At 63.1% G+C, this 12,973-nt stretch carries 17 protein-coding genes; 8 read left to right on the top strand and 9 right to left on the bottom strand.

What is annotated here, in order from left to right:
• Positions 1–482 precede the first annotated feature (482 nt).
• Entirely contained in the window at positions 483–1,502 is a 1,020-nt protein-coding gene (locus tag IBL26_RS18790; protein WP_206684263.1) for a PIN domain-containing protein, read from the top strand.
• 322 nt (positions 1,503–1,824) lie between these two features.
• On the opposite strand, the gene IBL26_RS18795 is transcribed toward IBL26_RS18790, so the two are convergent.
• On the bottom strand, positions 1,825–2,193 hold the full coding sequence (locus IBL26_RS18795; protein ID WP_187786052.1) for a response regulator: 369 nt from the start codon (positions 2,191–2,193) through the stop codon (positions 1,825–1,827).
• Between the two features lie 143 nt (positions 2,194–2,336).
• Between IBL26_RS18795 and IBL26_RS18800 the strand changes: the two genes are divergently transcribed.
• The 4 genes from IBL26_RS18800 to IBL26_RS18815 all read left to right on the top strand — a co-directional run bounded on the left by IBL26_RS18800 (position 2,337) and on the right by IBL26_RS18815 (position 6,832).
• Positions 2,337–2,552 carry a hypothetical protein gene (locus tag IBL26_RS18800; protein ID WP_187786053.1) on the top strand — a complete coding sequence of 72 codons (216 nt, stop codon included), beginning with the start codon at positions 2,337–2,339 and terminating at the stop codon, positions 2,550–2,552.
• Between the two features lie 1,018 nt (positions 2,553–3,570).
• The gene (locus IBL26_RS18805) at positions 3,571–4,626 is read left to right on the top strand and encodes a site-specific integrase (RefSeq protein ID WP_187786054.1); all 1,056 of its coding nucleotides are present in this window, start codon (positions 3,571–3,573) and stop codon (positions 4,624–4,626) included.
• A 140-nt stretch (positions 4,627–4,766) separates the two neighbouring features.
• Complete coding sequence (locus IBL26_RS18810; protein WP_187786055.1) at positions 4,767–5,549, top strand: DUF5131 family protein; 783 nt, start codon at positions 4,767–4,769, stop codon at positions 5,547–5,549.
• A 29-nt stretch (positions 5,550–5,578) separates the two neighbouring features.
• Positions 5,579–6,832, top strand: a complete 1,254-nt coding sequence (locus tag IBL26_RS18815) for a three-Cys-motif partner protein TcmP (RefSeq protein ID WP_187786056.1) — start codon at positions 5,579–5,581, stop codon at positions 6,830–6,832.
• A gap of 159 nt (positions 6,833–6,991) precedes the next feature.
• Here IBL26_RS18815 and IBL26_RS18820 read toward each other — a convergent pair whose 3' ends face one another.
• The 7 genes from IBL26_RS18820 to IBL26_RS25975 all read right to left on the bottom strand — a co-directional run bounded on the left by IBL26_RS18820 (position 6,992) and on the right by IBL26_RS25975 (position 9,714).
• Complete coding sequence (locus IBL26_RS18820) at positions 6,992–7,192, bottom strand: hypothetical protein (RefSeq protein ID WP_187786057.1); 201 nt, start codon at positions 7,190–7,192, stop codon at positions 6,992–6,994.
• A gap of 2 nt (positions 7,193–7,194) precedes the next feature.
• Positions 7,195–7,374, bottom strand: a complete 180-nt coding sequence (locus IBL26_RS18825; RefSeq protein ID WP_187786058.1) for a hypothetical protein — start codon at positions 7,372–7,374, stop codon at positions 7,195–7,197.
• Positions 7,371–7,805: a hypothetical protein gene (locus IBL26_RS18830; protein ID WP_187786059.1), complete on the bottom strand. Its 435-nt coding sequence runs from the start codon at positions 7,803–7,805 to the stop codon at positions 7,371–7,373. Before IBL26_RS18830 ends, IBL26_RS18825 begins: the two co-directional genes overlap by 4 nt.
• Positions 7,798–8,409: a hypothetical protein gene (locus IBL26_RS18835; protein ID WP_187786060.1), complete on the bottom strand. Its 612-nt coding sequence runs from the start codon at positions 8,407–8,409 to the stop codon at positions 7,798–7,800. Before IBL26_RS18835 ends, IBL26_RS18830 begins: the two co-directional genes overlap by 8 nt.
• Positions 8,409–8,786, bottom strand: a complete 378-nt coding sequence (locus IBL26_RS18840; protein ID WP_187786061.1) for a hypothetical protein — start codon at positions 8,784–8,786, stop codon at positions 8,409–8,411. Before IBL26_RS18840 ends, IBL26_RS18835 begins: the two co-directional genes overlap by 1 nt.
• A complete protein-coding gene (locus IBL26_RS18845; RefSeq protein ID WP_187786062.1) occupies positions 8,786–9,172 on the bottom strand; it encodes a hypothetical protein in 387 nt (128 codons plus the stop codon). Before IBL26_RS18845 ends, IBL26_RS18840 begins: the two co-directional genes overlap by 1 nt.
• A gap of 86 nt (positions 9,173–9,258) precedes the next feature.
• Positions 9,259–9,714, bottom strand: coding sequence for a helix-turn-helix domain-containing protein (locus IBL26_RS25975; RefSeq protein ID WP_367615464.1), 456 nt, complete (start codon positions 9,712–9,714; stop codon positions 9,259–9,261).
• Here IBL26_RS25975 and IBL26_RS26145 point away from each other — a divergent pair.
• Positions 9,713–9,919: a helix-turn-helix domain-containing protein gene (locus IBL26_RS26145; protein ID WP_187786064.1), complete on the top strand. Its 207-nt coding sequence runs from the start codon at positions 9,713–9,715 to the stop codon at positions 9,917–9,919. The genes IBL26_RS25975 and IBL26_RS26145 overlap by 2 nt on opposite strands.
• 62 nt (positions 9,920–9,981) lie before the next feature.
• On the opposite strand, the gene IBL26_RS18860 is transcribed toward IBL26_RS26145, so the two are convergent.
• Entirely contained in the window at positions 9,982–10,506 is a 525-nt protein-coding gene (locus IBL26_RS18860) for a WYL domain-containing protein (protein WP_187786065.1), read from the bottom strand.
• Between the two features lie 168 nt (positions 10,507–10,674).
• On the opposite strand from IBL26_RS18860, the gene IBL26_RS18865 reads away from it, so the two are divergent.
• The gene (locus IBL26_RS18865) at positions 10,675–11,439 is read left to right on the top strand and encodes a phage regulatory CII family protein (protein ID WP_187786066.1); all 765 of its coding nucleotides are present in this window, start codon (positions 10,675–10,677) and stop codon (positions 11,437–11,439) included.
• 320 nt (positions 11,440–11,759) lie between these two features.
• Positions 11,760–12,779, top strand: coding sequence for a helix-turn-helix domain-containing protein (locus tag IBL26_RS18870; protein ID WP_187786067.1), 1,020 nt, complete (start codon positions 11,760–11,762; stop codon positions 12,777–12,779).
• Positions 12,780–12,973 lie beyond the last annotated feature (194 nt).

Consider the following 12,973-nt stretch of genomic DNA (forward strand, 5'->3'; position numbering starts at 1 on the left):
TAGCTGAGTGGCACTGCCGCCTAAGGCGCCTACGCGGGGGTAGGCATCTTGACATGCGCAAGGCGTTGCGTGGTCCTTGCGGCAGCAAGCGCAAGCAGTTGAGGGATAATCTGAAAGCTACGCCGCGCCTGTCTTTCTGATCTAGTTCAATATCTAAATCATGCCCGGCCGGAGCATTCCGTCCGGGCAATTTCAACCCTCTCATTCCGTCCGATAATCAGACTTTTCGGACGGAACATGGAGAAACGCCGGGAACTGGCCGAGAGCGGACAGCCCGAATACAGCTGGAGCGGGTCGTGCCGCGACATACTTGTCGATTCTGTTAGTATTGGCGGCCAGCGCCAAACGGCCTTCTGATATCCTGCAGGGGGTGGCTGCCGCACGCACCGAGGGATCGACAGCCTGCGGGTGGTGACCATGCGCTTGGACGCCGCTAGCCTCCGCGCTCACTCTTCAGCGGGGCCAGGATGAAGCTCAAACTAGTGATCGACACGTCGGTGTGGCTAGATCTCACGAAAGACCCGCGCCATCTGCCGCTGCTAGATGCCCTATTCGCCATGACGGAGGCGGGCGAAGTTGAACTGATCCTGCCGCAGATCATCCTCGATGAATTCGCCCGCAACCGGGACCGAGTAATGGCGTCTAGCCGCGCCAGCCTGTCGAGCCACTTCAAGCGGGTGAAGGACGCAATCGTGCAGTTCGCACCGGAGGTCGGCCGGCTCGAGCTCCTTAAGCAGCTGAACGAGATTGACCATCGCATCGCCACTGGCGGCGAGGCTGTGAATGAGGCGGTTGGCCTTATTGAGAAGCTGTTCACCACAACCGAACCGATCCCCGTCAGCGAAAGCGTAAAGGCCCGTGCAGCGGACCGCGCTATCGCCAAGGTTGCCCCGTTCCACCGGCAGATAAACGGTATCGGAGACGCGATAATTATTGAAACATACATAGACGCACTCGCGGAGCGGGAGGGCGAAGACATGCTCGCGTTCGTCACGCACAACATCCACGATTTCAGTCAGAAGGGCGCCGACACGCGCTTACCGCACCCTGACCTCGCGGCCATCTTCGATGGGGTGCACTCGCGCTACTCAACCAACCTTGGCGCGCTCCTGAACGAGTACGCCAGCGACCTAATCGAGGAGATCACCTTCGACCGGGAATACAGCCAAGAGCCTCGGGCGCTATCTGAATTGCTCGAAGCCGAGGACAAGCTGACGACGCAAATTTGGTACGGCCGCAAGTGGGGCATCATTGACGCAGTCGAGAGCGGAAAACAAAAGCGGGTTCCAAGGGAGGTCTGGGAGGCTGCCACGCTCGAAGATCGGCGGGGAATGATTGTGGATAAGATATGGGAGGGCATGATCGCCGCCATGAAGTCCACCGAAGAGCAGTACCCCGACGAACTAGGCCCGTGGACCGATTTCGAGTGGGGAATGCTCAGCGGCAAGCTGTCCGCTATTCGCTGGATGTTCGGCGACGAGTGGGACATGCTGGACACTTAGCTATCGGTTACCGAGAATTCCGACCCTCCCGGGACGCGGGCTAGCTGATGTCAGAACTGAGCGGCTTTGACATGCAGCGAACGGGGGCTTTCGACCCTATGATCCTCAAAGCTACCCAGCCGCTCACCACTCAACCTGGGCATCGCCATCCGCGGCCAGGACGGCCGGTTTCGGGCGGCGGCGCGCTTAACGTCGGCGTCCGAAATGAGCGCAAAGCGGCCAACCGTCCATCCTGTCATTCCGTCCGATGCCGACCATTTTCGGAGGGAATGAGAGCTTGGCTCTGGCGCGTGGCAGCAGGTTCTCTCCGAAGTCCCGCTTCTCAGCTGCGCTTGATCAGGGACTTCGCGAGAGCAGACAGCTGGTCGAGCTTGTAGGGTTTACCCAGCATGAAGACGATCAGGCAAAGCTGGTCTAGCCGATCCTCGACGCCCTCCGCGTACCCGGAAGTCATGATCACCGGGATCTCGGGAAACTTGGCTCGGGCACGAACAGCCACATCTACGCCATCGCCCTGCCCAGGCATCCGCACATCGGTGACGACGATATCGATGTGAGCCTGGCTGTCCAAGACCTGGATAGCTTCACTCGCGCTCTTGGCCTCGAGAACCTCGAAGCCGTCTCCCTCCAGCGCCTCCTTGGCCACGAGCCGCACCAGGAACTCGTCCTCAACCAGCAGCAAGCAGGGCACGATGTTCGGCTTTCATGCGGCCTGGCCAGGGGCGAGGGCGCCATAAGGGTTGTCGTCGAGCATTGGCGTCGTGCGCGAGGCTAAGCGATGTGGCGGCCGGCAGGAAGGTCTGCACGTTGCTCGGCTCAGGCTCGCAGGCTAAAATGGCGCCGATGAACACCGAGTGGTCCGACGCCGAACTGGATGCGTTCTGGGCGGCCCATCTCGAGGGTCGGCCGCTGCCGCCGCGCATGACGGCCCAGACCTCCAGCGATGGCAATCAACTGGTGATCAGCGACCCGCCGGCTCGCGCCATTTGGACCCGGCGCACGCCGCCGCTTGGCAGACGCGCCTGGGGCAAGATCATCGTATTGGGTTGACCCAGCCGCCGGTGCGGTGGCCCTATTCGCAACCGCATCTTGACCGGCCGGTTCTCTTCTGATGGCCCACAGCACGACAGACTGGCATGCTGTTTATTGGAAGTGATGGACACCCCGTAGACATCCCGGATGACCATCAATCGGTTGAAGGCACCGATGGCCGACTGGTAGCCATTCCGCCAGGGCACCTTGCGTGGCAGGGGCGGGACGGCCGCATGGTGGCAGTCCCGCTAGGTCATCTGGCGCAGGAAGGTCCCGATGGCCGCATCGTCGCGGTAGCTCCAGGGGAATTCGGCATGCCTGACGCTAAAGGCCGCATTCGCCTGCTGTAGGCAACGCCTGCGCCCGTTCGTCCATTCCTATTTTCGGACGGAGTGAAGGGCACCTGTCTTGATCGGAGGAGTACGCGTTTGCTCTGTCCGAGCCGAACTGTTCCAGTTGGCAGGCGCAGGCGGCTGGCTGGACAGACCCCGGCCGGCGAGGGGCCAGTGACCCGTGGAGAGTCCGGGAGAGCTGAGGTCAGCCAACCCACGCGTGATGGACCCTTCGGGGCCTACACTGTCGAGGCTGGATTCGAGCGGCGGTACAACGTCCATCCGCGCAACTTGCACAAAACGGCAATTATTTTCATTAGGTAATATTGTGCGTAGCAGCATTTTAATGCTTGCCAGGTTGTGGAACTGCGCCTTAATCGCTTCAGGCACTCAACCTTTGGTTGAGCTTCCTGCTCCCGTCACCTCTAACCGCGATGCGCTCCCTCATGCCCCAGCATGCTACGGATCTCCAACTCGACAGGCTTTGGAACAGGCATCAGCAGGGCATGGCCTTGCCCGCCTCTATCACTGCTCTGCAGACGGATATTGGCCCGGAGATTCGGGTGTGGCTGGTGGGAGAACTGGAGCGCTGGCTCAGGCAACCGCTCCCGACCAATGATCGCCTTTGGCTGCGCCAGACGTGATGTCTACGCGTTAAAGCCTTCGCTTGCGGGAGCGGCGTCGTGCTGGTCTAGGCTGATGGCATGACCAGCCGCATCCTCTCCACTTCCCTACTGGGCGATCTGAACCTGCCGGCGGATACGGGCCCAGCGGCGGCGCTGCACGCCCTGTCCGGCCGGGCGGCTGTCTATGCCACCCGGGCGAGGGGGGAGGGCACCCGCCGCGCCTACCGGAGCGCCTGGGGTGCCTATGCCGCCTGGTGCGCTGGCCTGGGCCGCGAACCGCTTGGCGCCAATCCCGACACGGTTGCCATGTACGCTGTGCGCCTGGCCGATGACGGCCGCTCGGTCGCCACCCTGCGCGTGCACCTGGCCGCCATCCAGGCCGCCCACCGCTTAGCCGGCCTGGCGCTGGATCTCGGCGATGCCCGCCTGCGCATGGTGCTGGAAGGCATCATCCGCAGCACCGGCACAAGACCGCGTCGCCAGGCCGCCGCCGCCACCCCGGATCTGCTGCGCCAGATGCTGACGACGCGGCCGGCGGCCGACACGCCACTCGGCGCCCGCGACCGCGCCCTGCTGCTGATCGGCTTCGGGGCGGCGCTGCGCCGTGCCGAGCTGGTCGGCCTCGCGCTGGGCGACGTGGTGGCCGTGGCGGGGAAGGGGCTGCAGGTGAGCATTCGCCGCTCCAAGACCGACCCGCACGGCGCCGGCGCCCTGGTCGCCATCTGGGCCAACCCGGCTGAGCCCGCCTGCTGCCCGCTGGCGGCGTGGCAGGCCTGGATGGGCTTCCGGCGGGACGCCGCAGATCTCTGCGGCGGCGCCTCGGATGCGGAGCTGCCGTTGTTCGTCGGGCTAAGCAAGGCAGGCCGCCCCAGCGCCGCCCAGCTCTCCGACAAGGCGGTCTGGCGTCTGGTGCGCGTGGCGGCCCAGGACGCCGGCCTGGACGGCTGGGAGCGCTTCTCCGGGCATTCCCTGCGGGCAGGGCTGGCGACGGCCGCTGGGGAGGCGGGGGCGGATCTGGCGCAGGTGATGCGGCAGACCCGGCACCGCTCGGCTGAGGTGGCCATGGGCTACCTGCGGCCAGCGGAGATCTGGCGGCAGAACCCTACGGCAAAAATCTGGGGCAACGGAACATGAAGGCTTATATGTAAATGATTGAATTGATTGAATTATAGAACGGAGAAACATAGACGATTACCTCTTCCGTAACGCAACGTTGTGGTAGAAGGGCGCTGGCAGGCGACCGCCGTGAACACTGCAAACGCTAGGAGTGGAAGATGGCCGAGACCCAGATTGAGTGGACTGATTCCACGTGGAATCCCGTCGCAGGGTGCTCGATCGTTTCTGCCGGCTGCACGCACTGCTACGCGATGGAGATGGCCAAGCGGCTAGAAGCCATGGGCGTTCCGAAGTATGCCGGCCTCACGCGGAAGACCGGCCGGAGAACGGTTTGGAACGGCGTAGTGCGCGAGGACCGTGATGCGCTGTCCATACCCCTACGCTGGCGGAAGCCCCGCAAGATATTCGTGAACTCGATGAGCGACCTGTTCCACGAGCGGGTCAGTGACGCCTTCATCCTCGATGTTTGGAAGGTGATGCTCAGGACGCCACACCATAACTATCAGATTCTGACCAAGCGTCCGGAACGTATGGCGCATCTCGTTACGCAAAAAATTGGCGACATCCTGCCGAATGTCTGGCTTGGCACAAGCATAGAAGGTGCAGATGTGGTCGACCGGCTTTCTCATCTGCGCAAAGCGCCTGCGGCGATCCGCTTCATCTCATTCGAGCCTCTTATCAGCTCGGTTGGTGCTGTCGATTTGCGCGGCATCCATTGGGCGATCGTAGGTGGTGAAAGCGGCAAATCCGCTCGTCCTATCCGCGAAGAGTGGATAGACGAGATCTATGCTCAATGCATCTCGGCCAATACGGCTTTCTTCTTCAAGCAATGGGGAACCTGGGGGAAGGATAACAAAAAGCGGTCGAAAAAGGCTAATGGGCGTGAGTATCGTGGACAAACCTGGGACGAGATGCCTGTTGCTCCTGGCATGACGGCTTAACGGTCAAAGAAAGAGAGCGAAGAGGGCAGATGGTCGAGAAGCCGTACCCATGGGCTGTCGGTGCACCGCTTGAAGATCACTCGAAAAGCAAGCACAGTATCCTGCGAAAGTATGTGAGCGACTACCTCACTGTTCGATGCAAGCTACCTCAGCAGGAGAAATTTCGCCTTGCTATTGTCGATGGGTTTGCAGGCGGAGGCCGTTATAAACATGGAGCGCCTGGATCACCGCTGATCTTCATTGAGGAGCTAAAGAGCGCCGTCGAAGCGGTGAACTCGCATCGCGTGGCGCAGGGCCTCGGTACAGTCGAGGTGGAATGCTTGCTGATCTTCAACGACGCCGGCCCCGGTGTTATTGAGCTTCTGAAATCTCATGTAGCGCCGCTAAGAGCTGAGGTGATGGAGACCTGCCCAAGGCTTCACCTGCGGTTTGAGTACATGACGGAGTTTTTTGAAAAGGCCTATCCAAAGATCAAGCTTCTCCTTGAGGCAGGACGGTATCGAAATGTTCTTTTCAACCTCGATCAGTGCGGCCATAGCCACGTCAAAAGAAGCACCATACTAGATATTATGCGTTCGTATCCGTCCGCAGAAATTTTCTACACCTTCATGATTGGTTCGCTCATAGCCTTTTTGCGTAAGAACCAACCCGAGCGTTTGAGTGCACAACTTGGATACCTTGGGCTTTCCATTCAGGATGTTCAGCGTCTCGACTCATTGATGGGACACCAACAGTGGCTTGGCGCAGCAGAAAGAATTGTCTTCGATGCCTTTCATGTTTGCGCACCCTACGTAAGCCCATTCTCCATTAATAATCCGAACGGCTGGCGGTATTGGTTCATTCACTTCGCTAATGCTTACCGGGCGCGTCAAGTCTACAACAACGTGTTGCATGATAATGCGCATCTGCAGGCACACTTTGGCCGGTCAGGCCTCAACATGCTTTCCTATGACCCCCGCCACGATGAGGGAGCGCTTTACCTCTTCGACCAAAGTGGCCGTAACTCCGCTAGAAGCCAGCTTTCAGATGATATTCCTCGGCTTATAAGCGAGTCTGGAGACGCCGTTTTGGTAAGCGACTTCTACGGGGATATTTACAACGTAACCCCTGCGCACACCGACGATATTCACACCGCCATCATTGAAAACCCAGACCTTGAAGTCATTACTCCTTCAGGAGGAGAGCGACGAAAGGCTAATACCATCGGCATCAGCGACGTGATCAAGCTCAAAAGGCAACGGAGCTTTTTTCCGATGTTTTTCGACGCTTCGAAGAAAGGTTGAACCGCGCAGCAGCGCTCTGACAGCTTTAACCATCGCGCTGAACCATGCTGCAGCTGCAGTCCGCCTGGTCACTGGTCGTGCTCTCGCCCCGCGTGACGGTCGCTTGTGGAGCGTCCAGATTTTCGGAGGCGAAACCCCGAAGATTGCCATTCCCCGCGCTCAAGGCTGCCGCACCCGGTTGTCATTCTCGGGCGGCTGCTCCGGCCCGAAATCATCATGGAAGGCCTGGCGGTGCAGGGCGCGCGCGATCTCGGGCGCGGAGCGGCCTTGACGCACCATCATCCCCGCCGAGTAGGCTGCCGACAGGATGCCCTCCCGGTAGATGTGCAGCAGATGAAACTCGACTCGACTGCTCGACATCGTCAACTCCAAAGAATGCGCAGGCGGTTAACTGCGGCCCTGGGCGACAGCCCTTCGTGCCAGCGGTTCCGCCAGAAGTCGGTTTGCATGTCCGCAATCGTGCGAACGGCTTCGCTGCGCGATCGGCGCGCCAGCCGTAGCGCCTGGCTTAGCCAGACGTCGAAGGGATGCACCTTCGTCATGCTGCCCCCCGCTCGCGGGCGGACCGCCAGAGGTACGTGATCCGCTCGAAGCCCATGGCAGCGGCGACCGCTGGCGACATGGGGCGGGTGCAGCTCTCGACGTCGCCGACCTGACCGCAGGACAGGTCGTTCTCCCGGGCCCAGCTGCGCAGGCCACCGATGGTGCGTATCCGTTGACGAAGGTTGTGCAGCAGATCGTCCGAGGTGGGCACGCGCACCAGCCGCATCGTCTGCGAGCTGCCGATGCCCGGCAGGCCGTCGCCGCCGACTTCCAGCCGGAAGGTGCTGCCCTGCAGGCTGCGCACCAGCACATCAGGCACCGCGACGGCTTCGGCGCCGATGGTCCAGCCGATGCCGTGGCATTTCACCAGCGCTTCGCCGGCGAGCAGGCGCTCCAGCAGATCTCCGACGCGGGTGACCGGCCTAGACATGAGGCTCTTTCCGCGCGATCGCCGCCTGCCGATGGTTGAACAGCGTGCGCTCCGCATGCCCGGCCCAGCGCTTCAGGGCGGCGGCGTCCTGCGGATCGCTGACCACCACCTGGCCGGCCTGCACCGCCGCCAGCATCTGCGTCAGCAGCTGGTAGACCTCCAACCCACAATTCACCGGCGGGTGGACGTCCAGCACGAAGCGGGAGGCCGGCCCGGGTTCGGCCGCCGGGCGCAGCCAGCCATCCGCTTCCAGCGAAGCGATGGCCCACAGCAGGGCGCGCGCGAAGGTCATGCCGCTGTACGCCTTGCCCGGCGGCGTCAGCTGCCAGCCCTGGAAGGCGTAGGCCAGCGACAGCGTGGCGCCGTCCGTGACGTTCTCGATGTCGGCGCAGCCCTGCAGGGAGCGCTCAGCCATCGGCCGGCGCGGCTGCTTCCACGGCGGCAGATCCTCACCCAACGGGCCGACCGAAACGGGCAGGGCCACCACGGGCGGCGGCGGAGGGGGCGGCGCCGGCACAGCGCGCACGGGCGGCGGTGCTTCCTGGACCGGCGGAGGCGCCTGGCGGGCGGGGCGGGAAGGGGCCTCGAAGCCGAAGAGGTCCATTACAGTACCTCCCCCGGCTCCGGCATCGGCAGGCAGGCCTGGCCGCACAGCAGCTCGGCGGCGACCTGCCATGCGTCGCTGTCACGGCCGAGGCGGATGAAGCCGCGGCGAACCCACGGCAGGGCGCCGAGCAGCCGCACCAGCTGCAGATGCTCGTCGAGGTCTGGCGGGTCGATGCGGCTGCCGGGCGGCAGCTCGTCGACGGCAGCGCGGATCAGGATCTGCACAGCAGCGCTGTTCGGCTCGTTGAGCAGGCACCAGCGAAGCGCTTGGCGCAGCCGCAGGTTCTCGTCCGGCATGACGTCGAGCGGAGGCGCCTGCAGGGCGAGAACGGTGCGGCAAGCTTCCATGGCGGAGAGGGGCGGCGGCATGTGCATCACAGCTGCTCCCACAGGACCTGCGCCTTCGCCTTCGCGGCAAACCAGTCGGCCTCGGCGGCGTGTGCTTCGGCCATGACGGCATCGCCTTCGGCCTCGGCCGCCAGCGCAAGAGCGCGGTTCTCCAGCGACAGCATTTCGTAATGGGCTTGGCTACGGCTGCGGCTCGCGGGCGGCAGCTGATTGCGCTTTGCGCGCTTGGCCTCGGCCAGCTTCTGGGCGCGCTTCGAGCGCACCAGTTGGACGGTCTGCCGGGTCTGCTGGCGCCAGCGCTGACTCATGCCGGCGGCGATCAGGATCAGGCCGGCGAGCGGCGCAGGGACATCGATCGACAGCGCAGATGGCGGCGCGGGATCGGTGGAAACGAAGGCGGTAGAGATTGCCACTTGGGGGCCTCCTCACACTGGGTGTGGGGAGGATTTACGCGCAGAGTGGAAAATCTCGCAAGGAGAAATTACACTCTGTGTGGAAATTATTCTTCCTTCGTCCCGGGTGTCGCGAATCGGCCCATCGTCAACCAGGAGGCCGCCACATCTTCGGGCATGCTCTGCGCGATAGACGCAGCCTGCTGCATGACCGGAATCTTAGATGCCGCCTCGCTCGGCGTCATCAGCAGGGCGGCTGGGTGGACTTCGTAGAAGTCAGCCAACTTTCTGAGGTCGTCCAAATCCATGGCACGGACTCCGTTCTCCCAACTTGACAGTGTAGATATCTTGTTCCCTGTATGTTCTGCAAGAGCGCGTAACGTATGTCCCTTCGCTTTCCGCCAAAGCTTGAGGTTGTTCTGCATGGATTTGGCCTGGTCTGAGAGACCATTTGGCTGGGATTTCATACCCTTATCATCCGGGGAACGGGCTTCGCGCCGAAGACCCGAGGGGTAGAATTCCACCTTGTGTGTAAATCCACTCTGTGTGTAATTTGGCCGCATGACCCTCGCCGAATTCCGGGCCGAACGCGGCCTAACCGTGACAGAGCTAGCTGCGCTGCTGGGGAAGCCCGTCAGCACGGTGCACTCGTGGGTAACTGGCGCCCGCCGTCCCGACTGGAGTTCCGTCGCGAGGATCGAAGAAGTCACGGGGGGCGCTGTCACAGCCAGCGAGTTTGTTCCACGGAAGAAGCCGGAGTTGGCCTAATGCGCGGATCTCGTACTGACACCGAAGATGCGCTGGAGCCCGTGGGCCCAGCAGCGGCGCGCTCAGGCGCTGATACGCGGCTGAAGCCAGTCGGCAAGACCGTTCGGCAGCACCAGTACCTCGCCCGTTTCGGCATCGGCCGCCTGCAGAATCCGCTCCGGCTTGAAGGTCCGCGCCCGCTTCCTGGAATGGCAGTAGGCTTCGATGTGGCTGATCTGCAGCTGGCCGCTGCTCACCATACCCCGCACCTTTTTGGGCGTGATCCGGCGTTCGGACTCTTGGTTGGAGCTGTCCCGGTAGCGGATGAGCAGGGCCGAGGTTCCCAGAACGGGCAGATCGGCCGCTTCCTCCGTCGAGGCGCCCAGCGCGCCGGCTGGGGCTTCGGCAGGTCCGACATCCGCTTTCTTTCTTTCCGCCCGGATCATGAGACGGAGGCCGCCAACTACGGCGGTCAAGATCAGACATCCGAGCAGGAAATCGAGCACCAGGTTCTCCATGGGGTGTGTTGCAGCTCCCATGGTGACGGTGGTGGTCCGGTTCGGCAACGAGCCGGCCACCGCTTCGCTCGGGCGGCGGGCTGAAACCATGCCGCCCGCCCATCTTTCCCCTCTGGACGATGCACGGCCGCTGATTCACGCGGAGCGCAATTACCTGTTTCGCCGCAGGTAAACGGCCGCGCGCTCCGCTCACCCCGAGCCTGACCAGGCCGGCCAGCCGCTTCGCGCGCGGATTGCCGAACCCTTTTGTTGTGCCTGATGGACTCGTTGTTCCGCTGCGGCGTGAATAGCGAACCGTGGGGCTTGCCCAAATCGCAGCAGCGCCGCCGGTTCGAGCCAGGCGGCCAGGGGACAGCTTATGCCTGCCGCCGGACCAAGATCTTCCACCCATCGTCATGGGGATTCACTGCCGGCGCGCTGCGGCGCGGTAAACTGGAGCTAGTCCGTATGGCCGGCAATTCACGATCCCTGGCGGATAACGCCCTGAAGACGATGACCCGTCTGCAGGTTGAGCGCCTTGGCGGGCTGGACGCTACCGTGGCTGCATTGAGCACAGACGGCCGCCGGGTTCGCCGGTCGATCGTCTCAGCTTACCAATCGCTGAATTCAGACCGCTGGATACCGGCGGATCTGGTCGCACGGTTGGACAAGATTGCAGAAGAACCGCTGATCACGGCAGAGCTTGCACGCAGCTTAGGATACATGCTGGTCCGCGTAGATGGCGTGGCCGGCGAGTGCGTGCTGCGGAAGCTGGCCAACTTGGCCGCCGAGAATGCGGATCTGCAACGCGCCGCGGCTGAAAGCCTGGCCGATGGCTACCTGTGTGAGGAGGACCTGGCGCGGATCGAGCGCGAGGCCATCGAATTGCACCGGGCCATCGGCAACCTGCTGGCGACGATCCAGGTCCGCCGTGCAAAGCCGAACATGACCGTCATCGTCGAGGGCGGCACCCGCCGTGGCATGGCCGGCATCTTGGCCGCCATGCGCTCGGTCTGGACCCGGCACACGGCACCGCAGCCATGACGGGCATGTCGGAATCCAAGGCGCCGATGACGCGCGGCCGCCGCGCTCTCTTTCAGTTCTCGCCCCCGGACCCCCTCCGTGCGGGCGAGGGGCGACCCGCCGCCACGACAATGCCCGCTCAGGAGCTGGGCGGCGGCGGGCGCCTAAACCTCCAGGGGCGTTCGCATCAATGCGAACGCCCCCCCTGTGGCCTGCGCGGTGACCAGCGCGCAGCTCACCGCCATGCCAATCCGGGGATCAGCGCCGGCCGGTGCCGGATGCCTGACCAATTCTACCCGTTCGCATCAACGCGAACGCCTTCCTAGGCTGGGATACCGCACATGAGCATTCCCTGCATGAACTGGGTGAAGGGCATGCACCGCACCCGGATCAAGCCCTCTCCGCGCACGGTCCTGCGCGAGCTGGCGGATTTTGCCGACGAGCGTGATGGGTGCTGGCCTTCGGTCCAGCTCATCTGTGACTGCACAAGCTTGTCGAAGCGGGCCGTCCTGGACGCTCTGGCGGTGCTGGAGGAGATGGGCCTGATCACGGTGCAACGGCGCCATCGCACCTCGTCTCGCTACCGGCTGAACCGACACCTGGACCTGACGCAACCGGCTTTGGGTGCGCCATCTGCACCCAAGAAGCCAAAGGCCCAGAAGCCTTCAAAAGAGTCTAGTCAGGATAACGATCTTTCGGATTCCTCTGCCCCGAATTCTGGCTTGGGTGCAAATGGCGCACCCAAGGCCGACGCCCAGGATCTGGCGTCGTGCGGTGCAGATTCTGTCGCCCATGCGGTGCAAATTTCGTCATTCTTGGGTGCAGCAGCTGCACCCCAACCACCAAAGAACCACCAAGGAACCACCAGGGGGAGGGGCGCGAGCGCGCGCCCGACCCCCCTCCCGCCGGATTGGCAACCAGGGGAGGCAGGGGAGGCTTACGCCCGCCGCCTCGGCCTGGACCCTGCGCCGCTGACGGTGCGCTTCCGCAAGACGTTCCTCGCCAGCGGCAAGCGCCTGGCCGACTGGTCCCAGCGCTGGGAGCTGTGGTGCGACGAGGACGCGGCCGAGAAGGGTTCCGCCGCGCCAACTGCTGCGCCGACTTCGGCTGGGCCCAGCATCGAGCGGGATGAACGGGGACTGACGAGTTCCGACCGGGGGTGGCTGGCGAAGTGGCAGGCGAAGATCGACGCCGAGGAGCATCCCGGCCAGCTGGAGGACATGCTGGGGCGGATGCTGAGCCAGGAGGGGAAGGCTGAGTTGGTTCGCTTGAAGGCCGCCCTGTCTCAAACCCCGGCGAAAGGCGCAGAATTCTTCCGCCCGTCTCAACCGCAGCGCGGAATTATCTTCACACGCCCGTGAGCAATCTGTAATGTTTTCCGACGCCGAAGGGGGCTCCGGCGTTCGAGGATTTCGTGTCGGCATGGCTGTTTTTGTCGCATCGTCACCATTCTGCTGGCCCAAATGCCCCAGAATATGGCACTGAATTTTCTACGCTAAGGCGTAGTGCGCTCGGACGGCATCAGGCCGCCGGGCGCTTTGCCGTTCAGCGGCGC

Source organism: Teichococcus aerophilus (genome assembly GCF_014490485.1).
Lineage (GTDB): Bacteria > Pseudomonadota > Alphaproteobacteria > Acetobacterales > Acetobacteraceae > Pseudoroseomonas > Pseudoroseomonas aerophila.

Bases quoted from the DNA above. Each gene is read 5' to 3' on its own strand.
- IBL26_RS18800 (WP_187786053.1), top strand. From the start codon at position 2,337: ATGGCGCCGATGAACACCGAGTGGTCCGACGCCGAACTGGATGCGTTC.
- IBL26_RS18805 (WP_187786054.1), top strand. From the start codon at position 3,571: ATGACCAGCCGCATCCTCTCCACTTCCCTACTGGGCGATCTGAACCTG.
- IBL26_RS18810 (WP_187786055.1), top strand. From the start codon at position 4,767: ATGGCCGAGACCCAGATTGAGTGGACTGATTCCACGTGGAATCCCGTC.
- IBL26_RS18815 (WP_187786056.1), top strand. From the start codon at position 5,579: ATGGTCGAGAAGCCGTACCCATGGGCTGTCGGTGCACCGCTTGAAGAT.
- IBL26_RS18820 (WP_187786057.1), bottom strand. From the start codon at position 7,192: ATGTCGAGCAGTCGAGTCGAGTTTCATCTGCTGCACATCTACCGGGAG.
- IBL26_RS18825 (WP_187786058.1), bottom strand. From the start codon at position 7,374: ATGACGAAGGTGCATCCCTTCGACGTCTGGCTAAGCCAGGCGCTACGG.
- IBL26_RS18830 (WP_187786059.1), bottom strand. From the start codon at position 7,805: ATGTCTAGGCCGGTCACCCGCGTCGGAGATCTGCTGGAGCGCCTGCTC.
- IBL26_RS18835 (WP_187786060.1), bottom strand. From the start codon at position 8,409: ATGGACCTCTTCGGCTTCGAGGCCCCTTCCCGCCCCGCCCGCCAGGCG.
- IBL26_RS18840 (WP_187786061.1), bottom strand. From the start codon at position 8,786: ATGCACATGCCGCCGCCCCTCTCCGCCATGGAAGCTTGCCGCACCGTT.
- IBL26_RS26145 (WP_187786064.1), top strand. From the start codon at position 9,713: ATGACCCTCGCCGAATTCCGGGCCGAACGCGGCCTAACCGTGACAGAG.
- IBL26_RS25975 (WP_367615464.1), bottom strand. From the start codon at position 9,714: ATGCGGCCAAATTACACACAGAGTGGATTTACACACAAGGTGGAATTC.
- IBL26_RS18860 (WP_187786065.1), bottom strand. From the start codon at position 10,506: ATGGTTTCAGCCCGCCGCCCGAGCGAAGCGGTGGCCGGCTCGTTGCCG.
- IBL26_RS18865 (WP_187786066.1), top strand. From the start codon at position 10,675: ATGGACTCGTTGTTCCGCTGCGGCGTGAATAGCGAACCGTGGGGCTTG.
- IBL26_RS18870 (WP_187786067.1), top strand. From the start codon at position 11,760: ATGAGCATTCCCTGCATGAACTGGGTGAAGGGCATGCACCGCACCCGG.